A 13,894-nucleotide genomic window follows, 5' to 3' on the forward strand; every position below is an offset into this window, starting at 1 on the left:
ATTTTTTTGCTTACGTAAACGTGATTGAACATAGTGAATTAAAAAATGTACGATATCATATATTTTGCAATAGGCATAAATTATTCGCTCCCAATGTCAGGAACACTTGGCGAATTACAAGATCTAATAAATGTGAACTATTACTTAAGAACTGTACAAATAATCCACATACTTTCAGCAAAATTACTAGAACTAATTTTTATCGGCTTTATTATTTCAAAGATAACAAAGCTATTGGAGAAAATAGAGATGAATTCTATGTCTATTATAATAACCGGGAAAGTAAGCACGGAGTAGAGAATATAGTGTATTACCTCATAGAAGGAATTGTAGAAAAATTACAGCATGAAATACAGAATGGCGATGATATTGTCTACAACGCTGATTTAAAAGATATACTAGAATTTATTTCAGAAAATTCAACGCCAAAGGTTACGATTGAGGTTATTGAACTTATCCTATAATAATGCTCTGAACTGAAAAATAAACTGACAAGGGTATGAAACATCCAAATTCGCAAAGGCATGATAAAATGAAGCTTGAAGATATTTACAAACAAGGGGTGAGTGATGGTGCTGGTTCGCTTGGCCACGGTTGAGGATATTCCTCAGCTTGTTCAGATGCGTTGGGACTTTTCCGAAGAGGAACGTATGGATGCTGCGGTTAAATTCGAGGAATTTGAGCAGGTGTGCAGCGATTTTCTGGTAAAAGCAATCCAAAGCGGAGATTGGTACATTTGGGTTGCAGAAATGGATGGAAGTCTTGTCTCACATATGTACCTGCAATTAATACATAAGGTTCCGCGTCCGGGGAAATCTCCAGATCCTTACTACGGTTACGTTACGAATGTGTATACTCGCCCGGCTTTCAGGAATTTAGGAATCGGATCACAAATTCATAAGGCTATGGAAAAGTGGTCAATAGAGAATGAGGCCGAGTTTCTTATCCTTTGGCCAAGCAGCGAGAGCGTAAAGTTTTATTCCAAAAATGGGTTTTCCCGATGTGAAGAAGCTATGGAAAAGCACTGGGATTGAGCGGAAAGGACAAAGCGATGATAGATAAAAAGGCAAAGCCATTGCTTCAGTTTTTATTATTTTTCTCACTGTTAATGACTTTTTCTTTCTCCGTTCAAGTACTCGTAAGCACAGCGCTGGATAAGCCTTATTGGCTAATCGCGTTACAACTATCGTTAACCCTGATATGTGTTGTTCCTGTGGTGGTAATTTCTCTGGATCTGGCGAAGCGGGATTATGTAACTCTTCAAGGGCGTGTAAAATCTAAGGTCCGGAATGTAGTTATAGTTACGGTTGATAGCGGTAAGGATAGAAAGTTCGCCTTTAAGACTGAACTAATGAAGGACATCAGCGAAGATCACGATGTTGAAATCCAATATTACAGAAGAACCAAAGGAGTAATAAGTATAAAGAGTATAAATAAGAACCAGGAAAGCGTACAGCTAGGAGAGGGAATAAACGTGTAACGAGAAGGAGTGGGCAATGAAGAAGCTTCCTTTTGCTTTATTAATTTTGATTATTTTAATTAGTGGGTGCAGCAATAATGAAAATGCGAATAGAGGGTTGCCTATCCTCAATGATTTCAGGGAACCGGTCAGGTTTCCCTTTGAAGTTAATGAAGTACGTACGGAGATAGAGGTTTATGACCGGGTCTCGCTTCAGCAATATGTTTTTCATTATAAAAACATGCAGACTACGCAGGAAATCAGGTACATCCTGAGCAAGACTTTTGATGAACCGGAGAGAGTATCCAAGACAGGCAAGGAAGCCGTCGCACTTGAGAATGGACAACAAGCTTTTTACGACGAGGACGAGACAAGCCAATCGATCTGGTGGGAACGCGATGATGGATTCTTGGCCCGGTATTTTTATTATGTGAATGGAAATCGCGATCCGTTAGGGGACTATAAATTAAAGGTGTCCGAGTTGACCGACTTGGTAGATCAGGTTCAATAGTTTCAAGTGGACAGGAGCGGAAACGGTGAGACTTGTTGATGTGACAAAAGAAAACTGGCTGAGCGTGATCCTTTTGACTACGAATATGGATAATCAGCACACACTGGGTGAGGAATTTGTCGCTTCCAATGCTTATTCAATTATTGAATCCTTCTATGAAGGGAATTGGACGATAAAGGCAATTGAGCATGGTAGTGATCTGATTGGCTTTGCCATGTACGGTATCCCGGAAGGAAGTGCTTCCTATGAACTCTGCAGATTTATGATTGACAGAAAGTTTCAGGGACGAGGTTACGGTAAGCAGGCATTGGCTTTAATTATCGATGAAATGGTGAAGCATTTTGGCTGCAAGGAGATCTGTTTGTCTACTGATCCGGCGAATGCCAAAGGAAAGCATATTTATGAGAGCTTAGGGTTCACAAGTACGGGACAGCTGCAGGATGATGAAGAAGTATACATATTGAAAATACAGTGACCCCGGTTGAATATTTTGCCGGTCTTGGTTCAACAATATACTTGGCCTGTATGCTACAGGCAGGACACACCAATTCCGTCAAGATGAACCTAGGAGGATCAATACATGCAATTTGAGCAGCATCACAACATTGAGACAGGCGCTATTCCGCAGCAGCTGAACCACGGGGCCCATGAGGTACTGGATGTCCATGAAGTGCTGGGCGGCGCCATCAACACGTTGAATACGTACACCATGCTGGGGCAATATGTGCAGGACCCTGAGCTCCGCAGCATTATTGAGCGCCAAAAGCAATTTATGACCGATGAGTACAACACAACGGTAGAGTGCTTCCAGACAGGACAAGATCCTGCAGTGCCTACGCAAAGCTACAAAATGGCGGAAGGCAATGACTTCACGTATGGCTTGAAGCCTACTCAGCCTAAACAGCCGATTCAATCCGCAGCACAAATCAATGACGAAGTGATCTCCTGTAATCTGCTCTATGCCGTAAAGGGCGGCGCAACGGCCAAAACAATGGCTGCCCTGGAATCCACAAATCCGGTGGTGCGCCGTGTTCTTGCAGACTCTCTGCCCAACTGCATCGAAATGGCCTATGAAATCTCACTGTACCAGAATAAGCATGGATATTATCAGGTGCCGCAGCTGGCCCAGCAAGATATGCAGCAGATTCAGAACGGGTATGCCCCGGTGTCCGCGCTGCCGCCGCTTCACTAGGATGCATTTAAAAGAAGGAACACCATGGCGGTGTTCTTTTTTTTGTACGGAAAAGCCTGGCTCAGTGCGGCCTAATCATAATAAACCGCATGATACGGGAACTCCAGCTTCCTCATCCGGTATTCCTTGGGGGTCATGGACATGTATTGCAGGAACACTTTGCCGAAGTAGCTCGGGCTGTCGAAGCCGCATTGCCGGCCGACTTCCTGGACGGGAAGGTCGGTGGTCCGCAGCAGGGCAAGCGCGGCTTCAATCCGCCGGTCCCGCAAATAGGCGAGGGGAGAGGTCTGCCCGGAGCGCTGAAACAGCCGGCACAGGTGATATTTATTGATCCCGCAGTGCTCGGACAGCAGATCCAGAGTAACTGGACTAGCGTAGTGCTCCTTCATATATAGCTTGGCCCGTTGAATCACCGTGCTGGAATGGGGGCTGATGTCCTTGACGGACTCCCTGCTGGTCTGCACCAGCGAGAGCAGCCAGTTATAGACCATGGCTGATAAGCGGTACTTGTCGGTAATCTTCTCCTGCGCAATCTTGCCGAGAAGCTCCAGCAGCCCGGTAATCACCGGAGAATCAGGCGCCCTCTGAATGACGGGTCCTTCCTGCTCTATGACCAGCTCCCAGATGCGGTCCGCCTCGTGGCCCCGCAGGTTCAGCCAGAGCACCTCCCAGGGCTCCTCCTGCTCCTCATAATAGTATCTGTGCTTACTGGGGACCTTCACCAGAAAGCCTGTACCCTTGGGCAAAGGGAAGGTCCGCTGTTCCACCTCTATGAACCCCTGACCGCTGAGCGTATATTGAAAAATAACATGCCCGGAGTCCGGACGCGTATCCCCGGCAAAGCTGTATTCCGGGCTTGTAATGGTTTGCCGGCCGATCGAGTCCAGCGTCAAGATTGATGTATCTTCATTACGAAAGGCAAAGGAAGATGGCCCAGACATATATCGCTCTCCTTCAGACAAAAAGTCAATTTTGTTATATTATAGCGCACAACGTTTAGATTGTCCCAGCTGCCCTGCAGCGGTAAGATCGTGGTAGGATAAGGAGTGAATGAGATGTCTGCACACAATCAGACCGTGACAATCGAACTGCTTGAGGATGAATATTGGTGGGGCGGCCGGACGGCCGACGGAGGAAGCATGCCTTATGGTCCTGCGCTGTTTCAGGCGGATATGACCGGCAATCATAATGGTAACCAGGCTGCGCCGCTGCTGATTTCCAGTAAGGGAAGATACCTGTGGAGCGGGGGGCCTTTTCATTTTCGTTTCGAGGACGGTTACCTTACGGCGCACGGCGCGGGAGAATTAATTACAGGGGAAGGCCATGGGAGCCTGAAGGGCGTATTTCAGCAGGTCTCCCGGACTTATTTCCCGCCAGCCGGGGGCATTCCGGAAGAGCTGTTATTTACTGCGCCCCAGTATAACCTGTGGATAGAGCTGCAGTATGAGCCAACCCAGGAGAAGGTGATAGCCTATGCCAAAAGCGTGCTGGAGCACGGGCTGCCGCCGGGCGTCCTCATGATCGACGACAGCTGGCATGAGCCTTACGGAAACTGGACGTTTCACTACGGAAGGTTCCCCGATCCAAAAGCGATGGTAGAGGAACTGCATGCGCTGGGCTTCCAGGTGATGCTGTGGGTGTGCCCCTTCATCAGCCCGGATTCGCCGGCGTTCCGCGAGCTTGAGCCGCGCGGCATTCTGCTTAAAGACAGCAGCGGGCGGACGGCCCTCCGCAAATGGTGGAACGGCTACAGTGCCGTGCTGGATTGCACCAACCCGGCAGCGGTGGAGTGGATTCAGGAACGGCTGGATACCCTGCAGCGCAACTATGGCATCGACGGCTTCAAGCTGGACGCCGGGGATGCGGAGTTCTACGCGCCGGATGATCTCAGCTATGCCCCCGCCACCCCCAGCGGCCACAGCGAAGCCTGGGCCCGGGCCGGGCTGAAATATAAGCTGAACGAATACCGGGCCTGCTGGAAGCTGGCCGGCCAGCCGCTGGTGCAGCGGCTTAAAGACAAGCGCCATGATTGGGGCGCGGAAGGCCTTGGGGCGTTAATCCCTGATGGATTGGCACAGGGTCTGCTGGGATATGCCTACACCTGCCCGGACATGATTGGCGGCGGGGAGATCGGGAGCTTTACCTCAGCCAAGATCGACCCGGAGCTGTTTGTCCGTTACGCCCAGTGCTCGGCGCTGTTTCCGATGATGCAGTTCTCTGCCGCGCCATGGCGGGTTCTGGATGAGACGCATCTGCGTTATTGTGTGGAGGCGGCCGGGCTGCATGCCAGCTTCGGTCCCGAAATTCTGGAGCTTGCCCGGCACGCTTCGCGTACGGGCGAGCCGATTTTGCGGCATATGGCTTATGAATTCCCGGAAGAAGGGCTGGAGATGATCAAAGACCAGTTCATGCTGGGCAGTAGTACGCTGGTAGCTCCTGTAGTGGAGAAGGGGCGCAGGGAACGGCGGGTCATTTTCCCTAAAGGAACCTGGAGCGGAGATGACGGCAGTGTGGTGGAGGGACCGGATGTCCTGAACATCGAAGTACCGCTGGGCAGGCTGCCTTACTACCGGAAACTGTAGCTTAAATAGACAAGAAGCGAACCGAATACCGCTTTGCAGCAGCCGGCTGTCCTGCCCAGGATGGCCGGTTTGCTCTGTTTCGGCGGCCACCTGCTGAATCGTGAATTTTATATACATGAAATTGAATGAATCACCGATAAATAGGAGAGAACATCTTACTAGATTCAAGACATCCGCACCTCGGGAGGGACCTCATGTTTATTCGCAACTGGAAAGTATCTACCAAAATCTTATGTGTGCTGATTCTCTCGGTTATGTTTATGACCGCAATCGGCATATCAAGCTTTTTCTCATTGGAGGGCGTTACCGCCAAGTCCAAAAAGATGTATGAGGAAAAGCTGGTCTCCTCGGGGCTTATCCAACATATCCTCTTCAACAATGCCCAAATCGACTCCTACAATTTGGAGCGGCTGATCGACACGTCGTCCGCCAATAACGATTCTCTGCTCCGGCAGATCCAAGACCGGGTCACCGAGAATATAGAGGTGCAGAAGGCCTTTGAAGCCATTCCGATGACGACGGAAATTCAGGAGCAATACACGCTCTTCAAGTCGCTGATTACGCAGAACAATGAAGTGAAGCAGCAGTTCGACGCTCATCTCGCCGCCGGAAGCCAGGAGGATGCTTACCGGGTATACACAGACCAGCTAAAGCCGATCCGCGCGAAGATGATTGGAGCGATTGAAGCCATTGTCGGCAACCAGCAGGCAGACGCCCTGACCTTCTACGAGGAGAGCAAGGCAAGTGCGCAGCGTTCGAATGTGCTCACCGCTTTGTTAACCGTGCTGGCTGTGGTGTTGTGCGGACTGATCGGGCTGCTAATTGCCCGTTCCATCACCCGGCCCGTCCGCCAGCTGCAGGACGTTATGGCACGGGTCCGGAACAATGACCTTACAGCCGAGGTGAAGTATCAATCGAAGGACGAGCTGGGCCAGCTCAGCGATGCCGTCAATGCGACCGTGAAGAACCTACGGAGTATCATTGACCATATCCTGGATGCTTCAAGCAATGTAGCCGCCTCCAGCCAGCAGATCTCCGCCAACTCGGACGATGTCTCCACCGGAAGCATAAAGCAGGCTGAAGATACCCAGATGATTGCCGAATTGTTCAAGGAATTGTCCACGGCAGTTAATGACGTGGCAGTCCGGGCAGAGAATGCGGCCGAATTATCCGCGAACACAGTCAACATTGCGGTGGAAGGCGGAGCCGTTATCCAGTCTTCCATTCAAAGCATGGATGAGGTAAACGAACAAATGAAGCTGCTGGAGAAAGACTCGGAGCGGATTGGCGAAATTATCGCGGTGATTGACGAAATCTCGGGGCAAACGAACCTGCTTGCGCTGAATGCGGCCATTGAAGCCGCGCGTGCGGGTGAGCAGGGCCGCGGATTTGCCGTGGTGGCCGCTGAGGTCCGCAAGCTCGCGGAGCGCAGTGTCGGCGCCACCAAGCAAATCTCCGCCATCATCTGCCAGATCCAGGAGAATACCCGGAACAGCGCAAGGGCCGTTTCAGATGGAGTCGTCCATTCCCGGCAGACGCAGGCTTCCTTTGAACAGATTATGCTGAAAGTGAATGACACTTCCGAGCAGATTACGATGATAGCGGCCGCCTGCGAGGAGCAAGCCGCCCAGACGGCTCTGGTTATGCAGTCCATTGAATCCATTGCATCGATCAGTGAAGAGACTGCCGCCGCCACCCAGGAGACGGCAGCGACGTCGCAGTCCCTGGCGAAGCTTGCCGAGGGGCTGAGTGAGACTGTGAATGTGTTTAAGGTGTAACAGAACGATTGTAATCTGAATTCCATTTTCATAGAATAGGGTAATAAGCGCTTACATCATAGAGAGGATGAATTTGGATGAAGGCACCTTTATTCCGCGATCCGGTGTTCGATGGCGCGGCTGACCCTGTCCTGATATGGAACCGGGAGGCGCAGGAGTGGTGGATGATTTATACGAACCGCAGGGTAACGGCGGAGGGTGAGGGAGTCGCCTGGGTGCACGGCACCGACCTTGGCGTCGCTTCCTCGCGGGACGGGGGCCGGAGCTGGCTGTACCGCGGCACCTTGCAGGGCCTCGACATTGAATGGGGCCGCAACACATTCTGGGCGCCGGAAATCTATTGGCATGACGGGCTGTACCATATGTATGTCAGCTATATTCAGGGTGTGCCGACCGGCTGGTCCGGCCACCGCCGAGATATGCTGCATTATACAAGTCCGGACCTGCTGAAATGGACCTTCCGCTCCAGGCTGAATCTGAGCTCGGACCGGGTCATCGATGCCTGCATCCATGAGCTGCCCGGAGGCGGCTTCCGGATGTGGTACAAGGACGAAGCCAACGGTTCACACACGTATGCGGCGGACAGCAAGGATCTGTATCACTGGGAAGTTGCAGGCCCGGTGCTCACGGAGCGGCCGCATGAAGGGGCGAATGTATTCCGGTTTAAAGGCAGCTACTGGCTGATCGTCGACGAATGGCGCGGGCAGGGCGTCTTCCGTTCGGATGACCTGGAATCGTGGGAGCGGACCGGATTAATCCTTGACCAGCCGGGTACGCGCGAGGACGACGGTACGATCGGACTCCATGCCGATGTGGTCGTACAAGGGGAACAGGCCTATATCTTCTATTTCACGCATCCCGGAAGAGACGGGGCAGAGACGGTGGAAGGGCCGGAGGGCAGGTACCAAAGCCGCCGCTCTTCCATCCAGGTGGCCCGGCTGGATGTGATGGACGGTGTGCTTGTGTGCAACCGTGACGAAGAATTTGAAATCGGGCTGCTGCCGGAAGCTTGATCCTTGAAATTACAGGAGTTCCCTGTTAAAGTTGTCTTTACAAGCACATGAAAGCCGGGTGAAGAGATTCGGCGCAGCAGAAGCTTGATGTTCGGGAGCTTTGCTGCGGCTGGAGAGGGCAAACATTCAATTTTAAGCACAATAAATAAGCTGTACGCTTATTTGTTGCGCGCAAATTGATGTTCTGCTCTCCGGAATAGCTTCACTTGTTGTAGACCGTAGAGCGATAGCTCTGCGGTCTTTTTGCTTTATCCGGAAGTTGTGCTTGAAGCATAAGGAGGGTTTACTCATGTTCATGGATTTATTTCAGCAGCTGCAGAAGCCGGAGACATTCAAACGCCCGGAGAAGATGTTCTGGCAGGACCCGCATATTGCAAGGTATCTGCTGGAGGCGCATTTGAGTCCGCAGACGGATGCAGCCAGCAGAAGGCCGGAGTTTCTTGACCGTTCGGCGGATTTTATCGCAGCGGCGGCGATGAAGGACGGCGGTACACGTATTATCGATTACGGCTGCGGGCCGGGGCTGTATTGCGAGCGGCTGGCGCAAAGGGGCTTTGCGGTAACCGGGATCGACTTCTCGGAGCATTCCATCAGGTATGCCAGGGAAAGTGCGCAGGCCAAGCAGTTGGCGATCACCTACCGTTACGGGGATTACCTGAAGCTGGCCGTGGAGGGGCCATATGATCTGGCAATCCTGATCTACTGCGATTACGGGGCGCTGGGGCCAGAGGACCGGAGGCAGCTGCTGCACAATATCCGGGGGAGCCTGCGGGCAGGCGGGAGGCTGCTGCTGGATGTATTCACCGCCCACCGGTTTGCGCGTCTGACGGAAGAGAGCCGCTGGTCGCTGCAGCCGCATGGCGGGTTCTGGTCGCCGGACGCCCATCTGGAGCTGGCCCAAAGCCTGAAATATGACGGTTATGTCTCGCTGAACCATACGGTGATCGTGACCGGGCAAGAAACGGAGGCCTATTACATCTGGGATCAGGCTTTTACTGAAGAGATGCTTGCAAGCGAGCTGGCCGGAGCGGGATTTGAGCTGATGTCCTTCTACAACGATGTTGCCGGTGAAGCTTACCGTGAAGGTCATGACACCCTTGCTGTGTTGGCGGAGAAGAAATAAGGGCGAAAAATAGAGGCTGTCCCATAAGCCATCAATTGGCTTCTAGGGACAGCCTCGTAGTAGAGCTAAGATTAATGGAGGACGCTGCGCAAATAGAGCGTCACTCTCATCCAACCTGTGCCTGAATCCCGCAGCTACAGGTCTTTCCGGCTGAACGCCCGGCATCCGAGCAGAAGCAGCAGCGCCGCATACCCTGCGGTGTAGAGAAGAAAGGCATTGGAAGGCACATTCGCTATGGAAAAGGGGCCCACGTCCGATATGGCCAGGCCGGCCCAATCCGCACCGCCGGCAAGCTCATAGAGGCTTCTCCGGTATACCGAGTCAGTCGGCAGCAGCAGTCCGGTCACCAGCATGAATTTCTCTACGGCGGGGTTGACTCCGCCATAGACGGAAATCCCTTCAACCAGTCCGCAGAAAAGGGCGAAGCCATAGAGCAGGGCCGAGCAGATGCCGTTCCCGAGCATCGGCAGATACACGGAGCCCAGCATGGTCAGCGAGAGCAGCAGGAGCGGCATCCAGAGAAACAGCCCAAGGCCGCGCAGAATATCCCCGGGAAGGAGGGGGAGTCCGGCCAGGCTGTAAACGATCCAGACCAGCGACAGGAACAGGACGGCATTATACACCGTGATCCACACCGCGTGGCCCAGCCACTTGGCCAGGTACAGCCTCCAGCGGGGAAGGGAGCGGGCGGCGACGGCGAGCAGCAGGCCGCTCTCCTGCTCGCCGGTAATGGTTCCCATCGTCGAGAAGAGCACGAAGAAGGCGGACAGAAGCTGCGCGAAGAACAGCCCGAGCACCATCAGCACCATTCCGTTCAGCATCCGTTCGGCAGCGGAGACCGTGTTCATTCCGATTACACCTGTCAGCTCCCGGACGCCAAGCGCGAACAGAACCATGAACACCACGGTCAGAATAAAGGTCACCAGGAACACCCGCTTACGGGTCAGTTCCTTGAAGGTGGCTGAAATATACATGGTCATTGCCGGACACCTCCCTTGCGGGATTCTGCCATCCGCAGGAACCAGGCCTCCAGGCTGTTCGGCTCGGGGCCGGACTCGTAGAGCGTCAGGCCGCTGCGGATGAACAGGGAGCAGAGGTAGCCGGCCTGTTCCCGGTCCGTGACGCGCGCGGTCAGGAGCGCGTTGCCCTGATCGTCTGCTTCGGCCAGGTGCAGCAGCGGAGCTTGCGTGCCGCCGGTGGCAGAAGCGAGCTCCTCCCAGCTCTCCGGCAGCCAGCCGCCGAGCCGGAAGCGCCAGCTGACGCCGCCGGTGCCGCCGAGCAGCTCGTGCAGCGGGCCTGCGGCCAGCAGCTCGCCGCCGTACAGGAAGGCGGCTGCATCGCACAGCTCCTCCACATCCTCCAACAGATGGGTGTTGAGGAAGACGGTCACGCCGCGCTTCCGCAGCTGCTTCAGCAGGCTGCGGATTTCGTAGCGGCCGACAGGGTCGAGGGCCGAAGCGGGCTCATCCAGGATGACCAGCTCCGGCTCCAGCAGCAGCGCGGCCGCCAGGCCCAGCCGCTGCTGCATGCCTTTGGAGAAGCCGCCGACCCGGCGGTCTGCGGCTTCCGAGAGGCCGACCAGGTCCAGGGTGTCCCGGACCCGGGCGCGGAAAGCGGGCGAGCGCGTCTCCTGCGGCCGCAGCCCGCCCAGCTGGCCGTGGAAGCGGAGCACCTCCGCCGGGGTCAGCCAGTCCTGAAAGCGGAACAGCTCGGGTAAATACCCGAGCTTACGCCTTGCTTCCGGCCGGCCCAGCGGCTGTCCCAGAACGGTGGCCCGCCCCGAATCGGGGCGGTGGAGGCCGGCCAGCATCTTGACGAAGGTGCTTTTGCCGGCACCGTTGGGTCCCAAGAGACCGAAGATGCTGCCCTCCTGCACCTGCAGGGTGATGCCGCGGCAGCCGCCGCGGCCATTATAGGTCTTGGTCAATTCCGCCGTCTCGATCATCACTGCTGCATCAGCTCCTGTGCAGCCTGAGTGAAGGAGGCGTCCGTCGGGAAGTCTTGCGTGCTTCCGCTCAGAAGGCTCATCCGGTCTCCGTCGAGCCAGAGCAGGAAGCGCTCGGCGCCGCCCTCGGCCATGACCGCATCATACCCGTTCAGTTTGAGAACGGTAGTCGTGCCGTCGACGGCCGGAACCGGCAGGGTGTTCTGCCAGTCGCCGATGGCGGCCAGCTTGGTCCGCAGGCTGTCCGGCAGCACGGGCAGACCCAGCACCGCATCCCGCACCGTTTGCGGGTCAATGCCATTGCCTACGGTCAGCTCCGGTTTGCCGAATTGGAGCAGCCGGACCGGGTGGCCGGATAAGCTGCCCGCCGAGACGACCCCGTCCGGGATCGACAGCGTAATCGGCTGTCCGTCGGCTTCGGACGGCAGGGCGGTGCCGCTGCCGAACCGGGCCAGCAGCCGGTTGACGGCCTTCACGTTCAGGTTGAAGGTCAGCTTGGAAGCCGGCTGAAAGACAGGACCGGCGGAGTCCTCCAGCCGCAGCAGGTTGCCGCCCATCCGCGCTTCGGCTTCGTTCCAGCTCAGGTCAAGGGCCTCGCCGCTGCTGGACTGGGACAAGCTGCCGTACTGGGCCAGATTGAAGCTGCGGTCACCGGCGGGCGAACCGTTCTCCAGCAGCGAGGAGATCGCCGTCATATCATCGGCCGTAATGCTGACGCCGACCATCTGCTGAATGCGGAATGTATGCTGCATCGAAGCCAGCACCCGGTCTCCAAGCGGTGTGGTGAAGAGTCCTACAGCTATGGCGGCTGCGGTAACCCCGGCCGCCGCTCTCCGCAGCCGGCGTCTGGCCGGCCGTTCTGTCTTCCAGGCTCCTGCGGCCTTGCCGGTCCTTGCCGTGTCTGCAGCTTCCGCTGCCGGTGCAGCGGCCATCGCCGGCGTATCTTGTAAACGATCGCTTTGCAACATGTGAATTACACCATCCTTTTCATCTTGAGCTTCCATTCCTGTCATTTGGGGCCGGGGAGCTGTTCCGCCGGAATCCCGGCAGTCTTCTGCGGGCGCGGTCCAGAATGCCGGAACCGGCTCCCGCTGCGCAAGGCCCTCAAACCGCTCCCAAGCGCGGTCTGTATCAAAGACCGGCTCCGCGCCGGCCCGCTTCGCTTTGTCCGTCATCGCTTTGCTTCTCCTCCTGACCATATTTCTTCTTCAGCCGTTCTTCCGCCCGGGCCAGCAGAGTGCCGACAATCTTCGGGTTAACCTCCAGCCGCCGGGCAATCTCCTCATAGCTGTATCCTTCCTCCCGCAGCAGGAGGGCGGTCCGGTCGCGGTCCGAGAGCTTCTGCAGCACCCGGCGGACCACATCCTTTTCCCACTCGCGGATGACCTCAGTCTCCCCTGAAGGGGCAGCGCCTTCCGACCAGGCTGCGATGCGGGCCGTTTCCTTCTCCACTAATGTCTTGCCCGACGACCGCTGCCGCAGGTAATCATAACCGGCCCGGGTAAGCACCCGGTGCAGCCAGGCGCCTACCGCCTCCAGCCGCTCCGGCGGATTCCGGTAGAGCCGCAGGAATACCTCCTGGGTCAAATCCTCGGCCGCCGCGTAATCGCCGGTCAGGGCATAGAGCTTTCGCACCACCTCGGGGTAATGCTCCCGGAACAAGCGCTGGAAGAGCTCGGGTACCTTTGATCCTTCCTCCATGTTGCCGCCGTCCCCCTTTCACATATAAGACGTATGCCGGACCTTTTTTATAGCAGGTGCAAATCATGGGAATTGTAATAGGGATGGAATCCCTAGGAGTGACGCTCATCCAGAGGGTAACGGAATTCTTCCCTGTTGTGCTATACTTTCAAATAGGCCGTTAATGCATCAGGCCATGAATGATTAACGGAATGAAAATCACAAACCAACCCGACAGTAAGGAGGCCGCCCCATGCAGCCCATACCATTCGAAGACATTCAATCCCGGATCGACCGCCTCGCCGGTCAGGATCTGTACATACACCTTGAACTCACGACAGGGGCGTATGCCAGCCATCTGGACAGCACCCGTCACCCTGCATCGGTGTTTATAACCAATGCGGCAGTCCGCTATTCGCAAGGCTCGATCTCCGGCTCCGGTCCCTACCGGGTCGGCTTAAAGACGGAGCAGGGCTGGGTATATGCCGAGGGTCTGACCCATGTGGATGAGACGGAGGCGGAACGCCTGATCCTGGCCGGACACGACGGGCAGGGCAAGCTGGTTGTGGCTTTGCAGCTAAGCCGGGAAATGTTCTGATGAGAACGGAGGA

16 protein-coding genes are annotated in these 13,894 nt (G+C 55.1%); 11 read left to right on the forward strand and 5 right to left on the reverse strand.

Features of this window, described 5'->3' with window-relative positions; translation table 11 throughout:
• Positions 1–20: 20 nt before the first annotated feature.
• The 6 genes from F1381_RS28475 to F1381_RS23865 all read left to right on the forward strand — a co-directional run bounded on the left by F1381_RS28475 (position 21) and on the right by F1381_RS23865 (position 3,162).
• Positions 21–464 (forward strand): hypothetical protein, encoded by a 444-nt coding sequence (locus F1381_RS28475; RefSeq protein WP_187355541.1) that lies wholly within the window; start codon positions 21–23, stop codon positions 462–464.
• Positions 465–584: 120 nt separating this feature from the next.
• Positions 585–1,034: a GNAT family N-acetyltransferase gene (locus F1381_RS23845; protein WP_246188175.1), complete on the forward strand. Its 450-nt coding sequence runs from the start codon at positions 585–587 to the stop codon at positions 1,032–1,034.
• Positions 1,031–1,480 (forward strand): hypothetical protein, encoded by a 450-nt coding sequence (locus tag F1381_RS23850; RefSeq protein WP_151737337.1) that lies wholly within the window; start codon positions 1,031–1,033, stop codon positions 1,478–1,480. The genes F1381_RS23845 and F1381_RS23850 overlap by 4 nt, the downstream gene beginning before the upstream one ends.
• A gap of 16 nt (positions 1,481–1,496) precedes the next feature.
• Positions 1,497–1,970, forward strand: coding sequence for a hypothetical protein (locus F1381_RS23855; RefSeq protein ID WP_151737338.1), 474 nt, complete (start codon positions 1,497–1,499; stop codon positions 1,968–1,970).
• A 25-nt stretch (positions 1,971–1,995) separates the two neighbouring features.
• Positions 1,996–2,445: a GNAT family N-acetyltransferase gene (locus F1381_RS23860; RefSeq protein WP_246188176.1), complete on the forward strand. Its 450-nt coding sequence runs from the start codon at positions 1,996–1,998 to the stop codon at positions 2,443–2,445.
• Positions 2,446–2,550: 105 nt separating this feature from the next.
• Complete coding sequence (locus F1381_RS23865; protein ID WP_151737339.1) at positions 2,551–3,162, forward strand: spore coat protein; 612 nt, start codon at positions 2,551–2,553, stop codon at positions 3,160–3,162.
• Positions 3,163–3,233: 71 nt separating this feature from the next.
• On the opposite strand, the gene F1381_RS23870 is transcribed toward F1381_RS23865, so the two are convergent.
• A complete protein-coding gene (locus F1381_RS23870; RefSeq protein ID WP_151737340.1) occupies positions 3,234–4,103 on the reverse strand; it encodes a helix-turn-helix transcriptional regulator in 870 nt (289 codons plus the stop codon).
• A 114-nt stretch (positions 4,104–4,217) separates the two neighbouring features.
• Here F1381_RS23870 and F1381_RS23875 point away from each other — a divergent pair, with 114 nt between their 5' ends.
• From F1381_RS23875 to F1381_RS23890, 4 genes are all read left to right on the forward strand, one after another.
• The gene (locus F1381_RS23875) at positions 4,218–5,744 is read left to right on the forward strand and encodes a glycoside hydrolase family 31 protein (protein ID WP_151737341.1); all 1,527 of its coding nucleotides are present in this window, start codon (positions 4,218–4,220) and stop codon (positions 5,742–5,744) included.
• 194 nt (positions 5,745–5,938) lie between these two features.
• Positions 5,939–7,522 (forward strand): methyl-accepting chemotaxis protein, encoded by a 1,584-nt coding sequence (locus tag F1381_RS23880; protein WP_151737342.1) that lies wholly within the window; start codon positions 5,939–5,941, stop codon positions 7,520–7,522.
• Positions 7,523–7,599: 77 nt separating this feature from the next.
• A complete protein-coding gene (locus F1381_RS23885; RefSeq protein ID WP_151737343.1) occupies positions 7,600–8,535 on the forward strand; it encodes a glycoside hydrolase family protein in 936 nt (311 codons plus the stop codon).
• Between the two features lie 289 nt (positions 8,536–8,824).
• Entirely contained in the window at positions 8,825–9,658 is an 834-nt protein-coding gene (locus F1381_RS23890; protein WP_246188177.1) for a class I SAM-dependent methyltransferase, read from the forward strand.
• Between the two features lie 134 nt (positions 9,659–9,792).
• Here the strand turns inward: F1381_RS23890 and F1381_RS23895 are convergent, their stop codons facing one another.
• Genes F1381_RS23895 through F1381_RS23910 form a run of 4 tightly spaced genes read right to left on the reverse strand, consistent with a single transcriptional unit; the run spans position 9,793 to position 13,304 of the window.
• Positions 9,793–10,638: an ABC transporter permease subunit gene (locus F1381_RS23895; RefSeq protein WP_151737344.1), complete on the reverse strand. Its 846-nt coding sequence runs from the start codon at positions 10,636–10,638 to the stop codon at positions 9,793–9,795.
• Positions 10,635–11,603, reverse strand: coding sequence for an ABC transporter ATP-binding protein (locus tag F1381_RS23900; protein ID WP_151737449.1), 969 nt, complete (start codon positions 11,601–11,603; stop codon positions 10,635–10,637). Before F1381_RS23900 ends, F1381_RS23895 begins: the two co-directional genes overlap by 4 nt.
• Positions 11,603–12,778 (reverse strand): hypothetical protein, encoded by a 1,176-nt coding sequence (locus tag F1381_RS23905; RefSeq protein ID WP_151737345.1) that lies wholly within the window; start codon positions 12,776–12,778, stop codon positions 11,603–11,605. The genes F1381_RS23900 and F1381_RS23905 overlap by 1 nt, the downstream gene beginning before the upstream one ends.
• Positions 12,735–13,304: a sigma-70 family RNA polymerase sigma factor gene (locus tag F1381_RS23910; protein WP_151737346.1), complete on the reverse strand. Its 570-nt coding sequence runs from the start codon at positions 13,302–13,304 to the stop codon at positions 12,735–12,737. The genes F1381_RS23905 and F1381_RS23910 overlap by 44 nt, the downstream gene beginning before the upstream one ends.
• Positions 13,305–13,536: 232 nt before the next feature.
• Here F1381_RS23910 and F1381_RS23915 point away from each other — a divergent pair, with 232 nt between their 5' ends.
• Positions 13,537–13,881 carry a YojF family protein gene (locus F1381_RS23915; RefSeq protein ID WP_151737347.1) on the forward strand — a complete coding sequence of 115 codons (345 nt, stop codon included), beginning with the start codon at positions 13,537–13,539 and terminating at the stop codon, positions 13,879–13,881.
• The last annotated feature ends 13 nt before the right edge of the window (positions 13,882–13,894 follow it).

The sequence above is a fragment of the Paenibacillus tengchongensis genome, from assembly GCF_008973665.1.
GTDB lineage: Bacteria > Bacillota > Bacilli > Paenibacillales > Paenibacillaceae > Paenibacillus_AQ > Paenibacillus_AQ tengchongensis.

Coding starts and splice junctions, on each gene's coding strand:
- F1381_RS23855 (WP_151737338.1), top strand. CDS start 1,497: ATGAAGAAGCTTCCTTTTGCTTTATTAATTTTGATTATTTTAATTAGT.
- F1381_RS23865 (WP_151737339.1), top strand. CDS start 2,551: ATGCAATTTGAGCAGCATCACAACATTGAGACAGGCGCTATTCCGCAG.
- F1381_RS23870 (WP_151737340.1), bottom strand. CDS start 4,103: ATGTCTGGGCCATCTTCCTTTGCCTTTCGTAATGAAGATACATCAATC.
- F1381_RS23875 (WP_151737341.1), top strand. CDS start 4,218: ATGTCTGCACACAATCAGACCGTGACAATCGAACTGCTTGAGGATGAA.
- F1381_RS23880 (WP_151737342.1), top strand. CDS start 5,939: ATGTTTATTCGCAACTGGAAAGTATCTACCAAAATCTTATGTGTGCTG.
- F1381_RS23885 (WP_151737343.1), top strand. CDS start 7,600: ATGAAGGCACCTTTATTCCGCGATCCGGTGTTCGATGGCGCGGCTGAC.
- F1381_RS23890 (WP_246188177.1), top strand. CDS start 8,825: ATGTTCATGGATTTATTTCAGCAGCTGCAGAAGCCGGAGACATTCAAA.
- F1381_RS23895 (WP_151737344.1), bottom strand. CDS start 10,638: ATGACCATGTATATTTCAGCCACCTTCAAGGAACTGACCCGTAAGCGG.
- F1381_RS23900 (WP_151737449.1), bottom strand. CDS start 11,603: ATGATCGAGACGGCGGAATTGACCAAGACCTATAATGGCCGCGGCGGC.
- F1381_RS23905 (WP_151737345.1), bottom strand. CDS start 12,778: ATGACGGACAAAGCGAAGCGGGCCGGCGCGGAGCCGGTCTTTGATACA.
- F1381_RS23910 (WP_151737346.1), bottom strand. CDS start 13,304: ATGGAGGAAGGATCAAAGGTACCCGAGCTCTTCCAGCGCTTGTTCCGG.
- F1381_RS23915 (WP_151737347.1), top strand. CDS start 13,537: ATGCAGCCCATACCATTCGAAGACATTCAATCCCGGATCGACCGCCTC.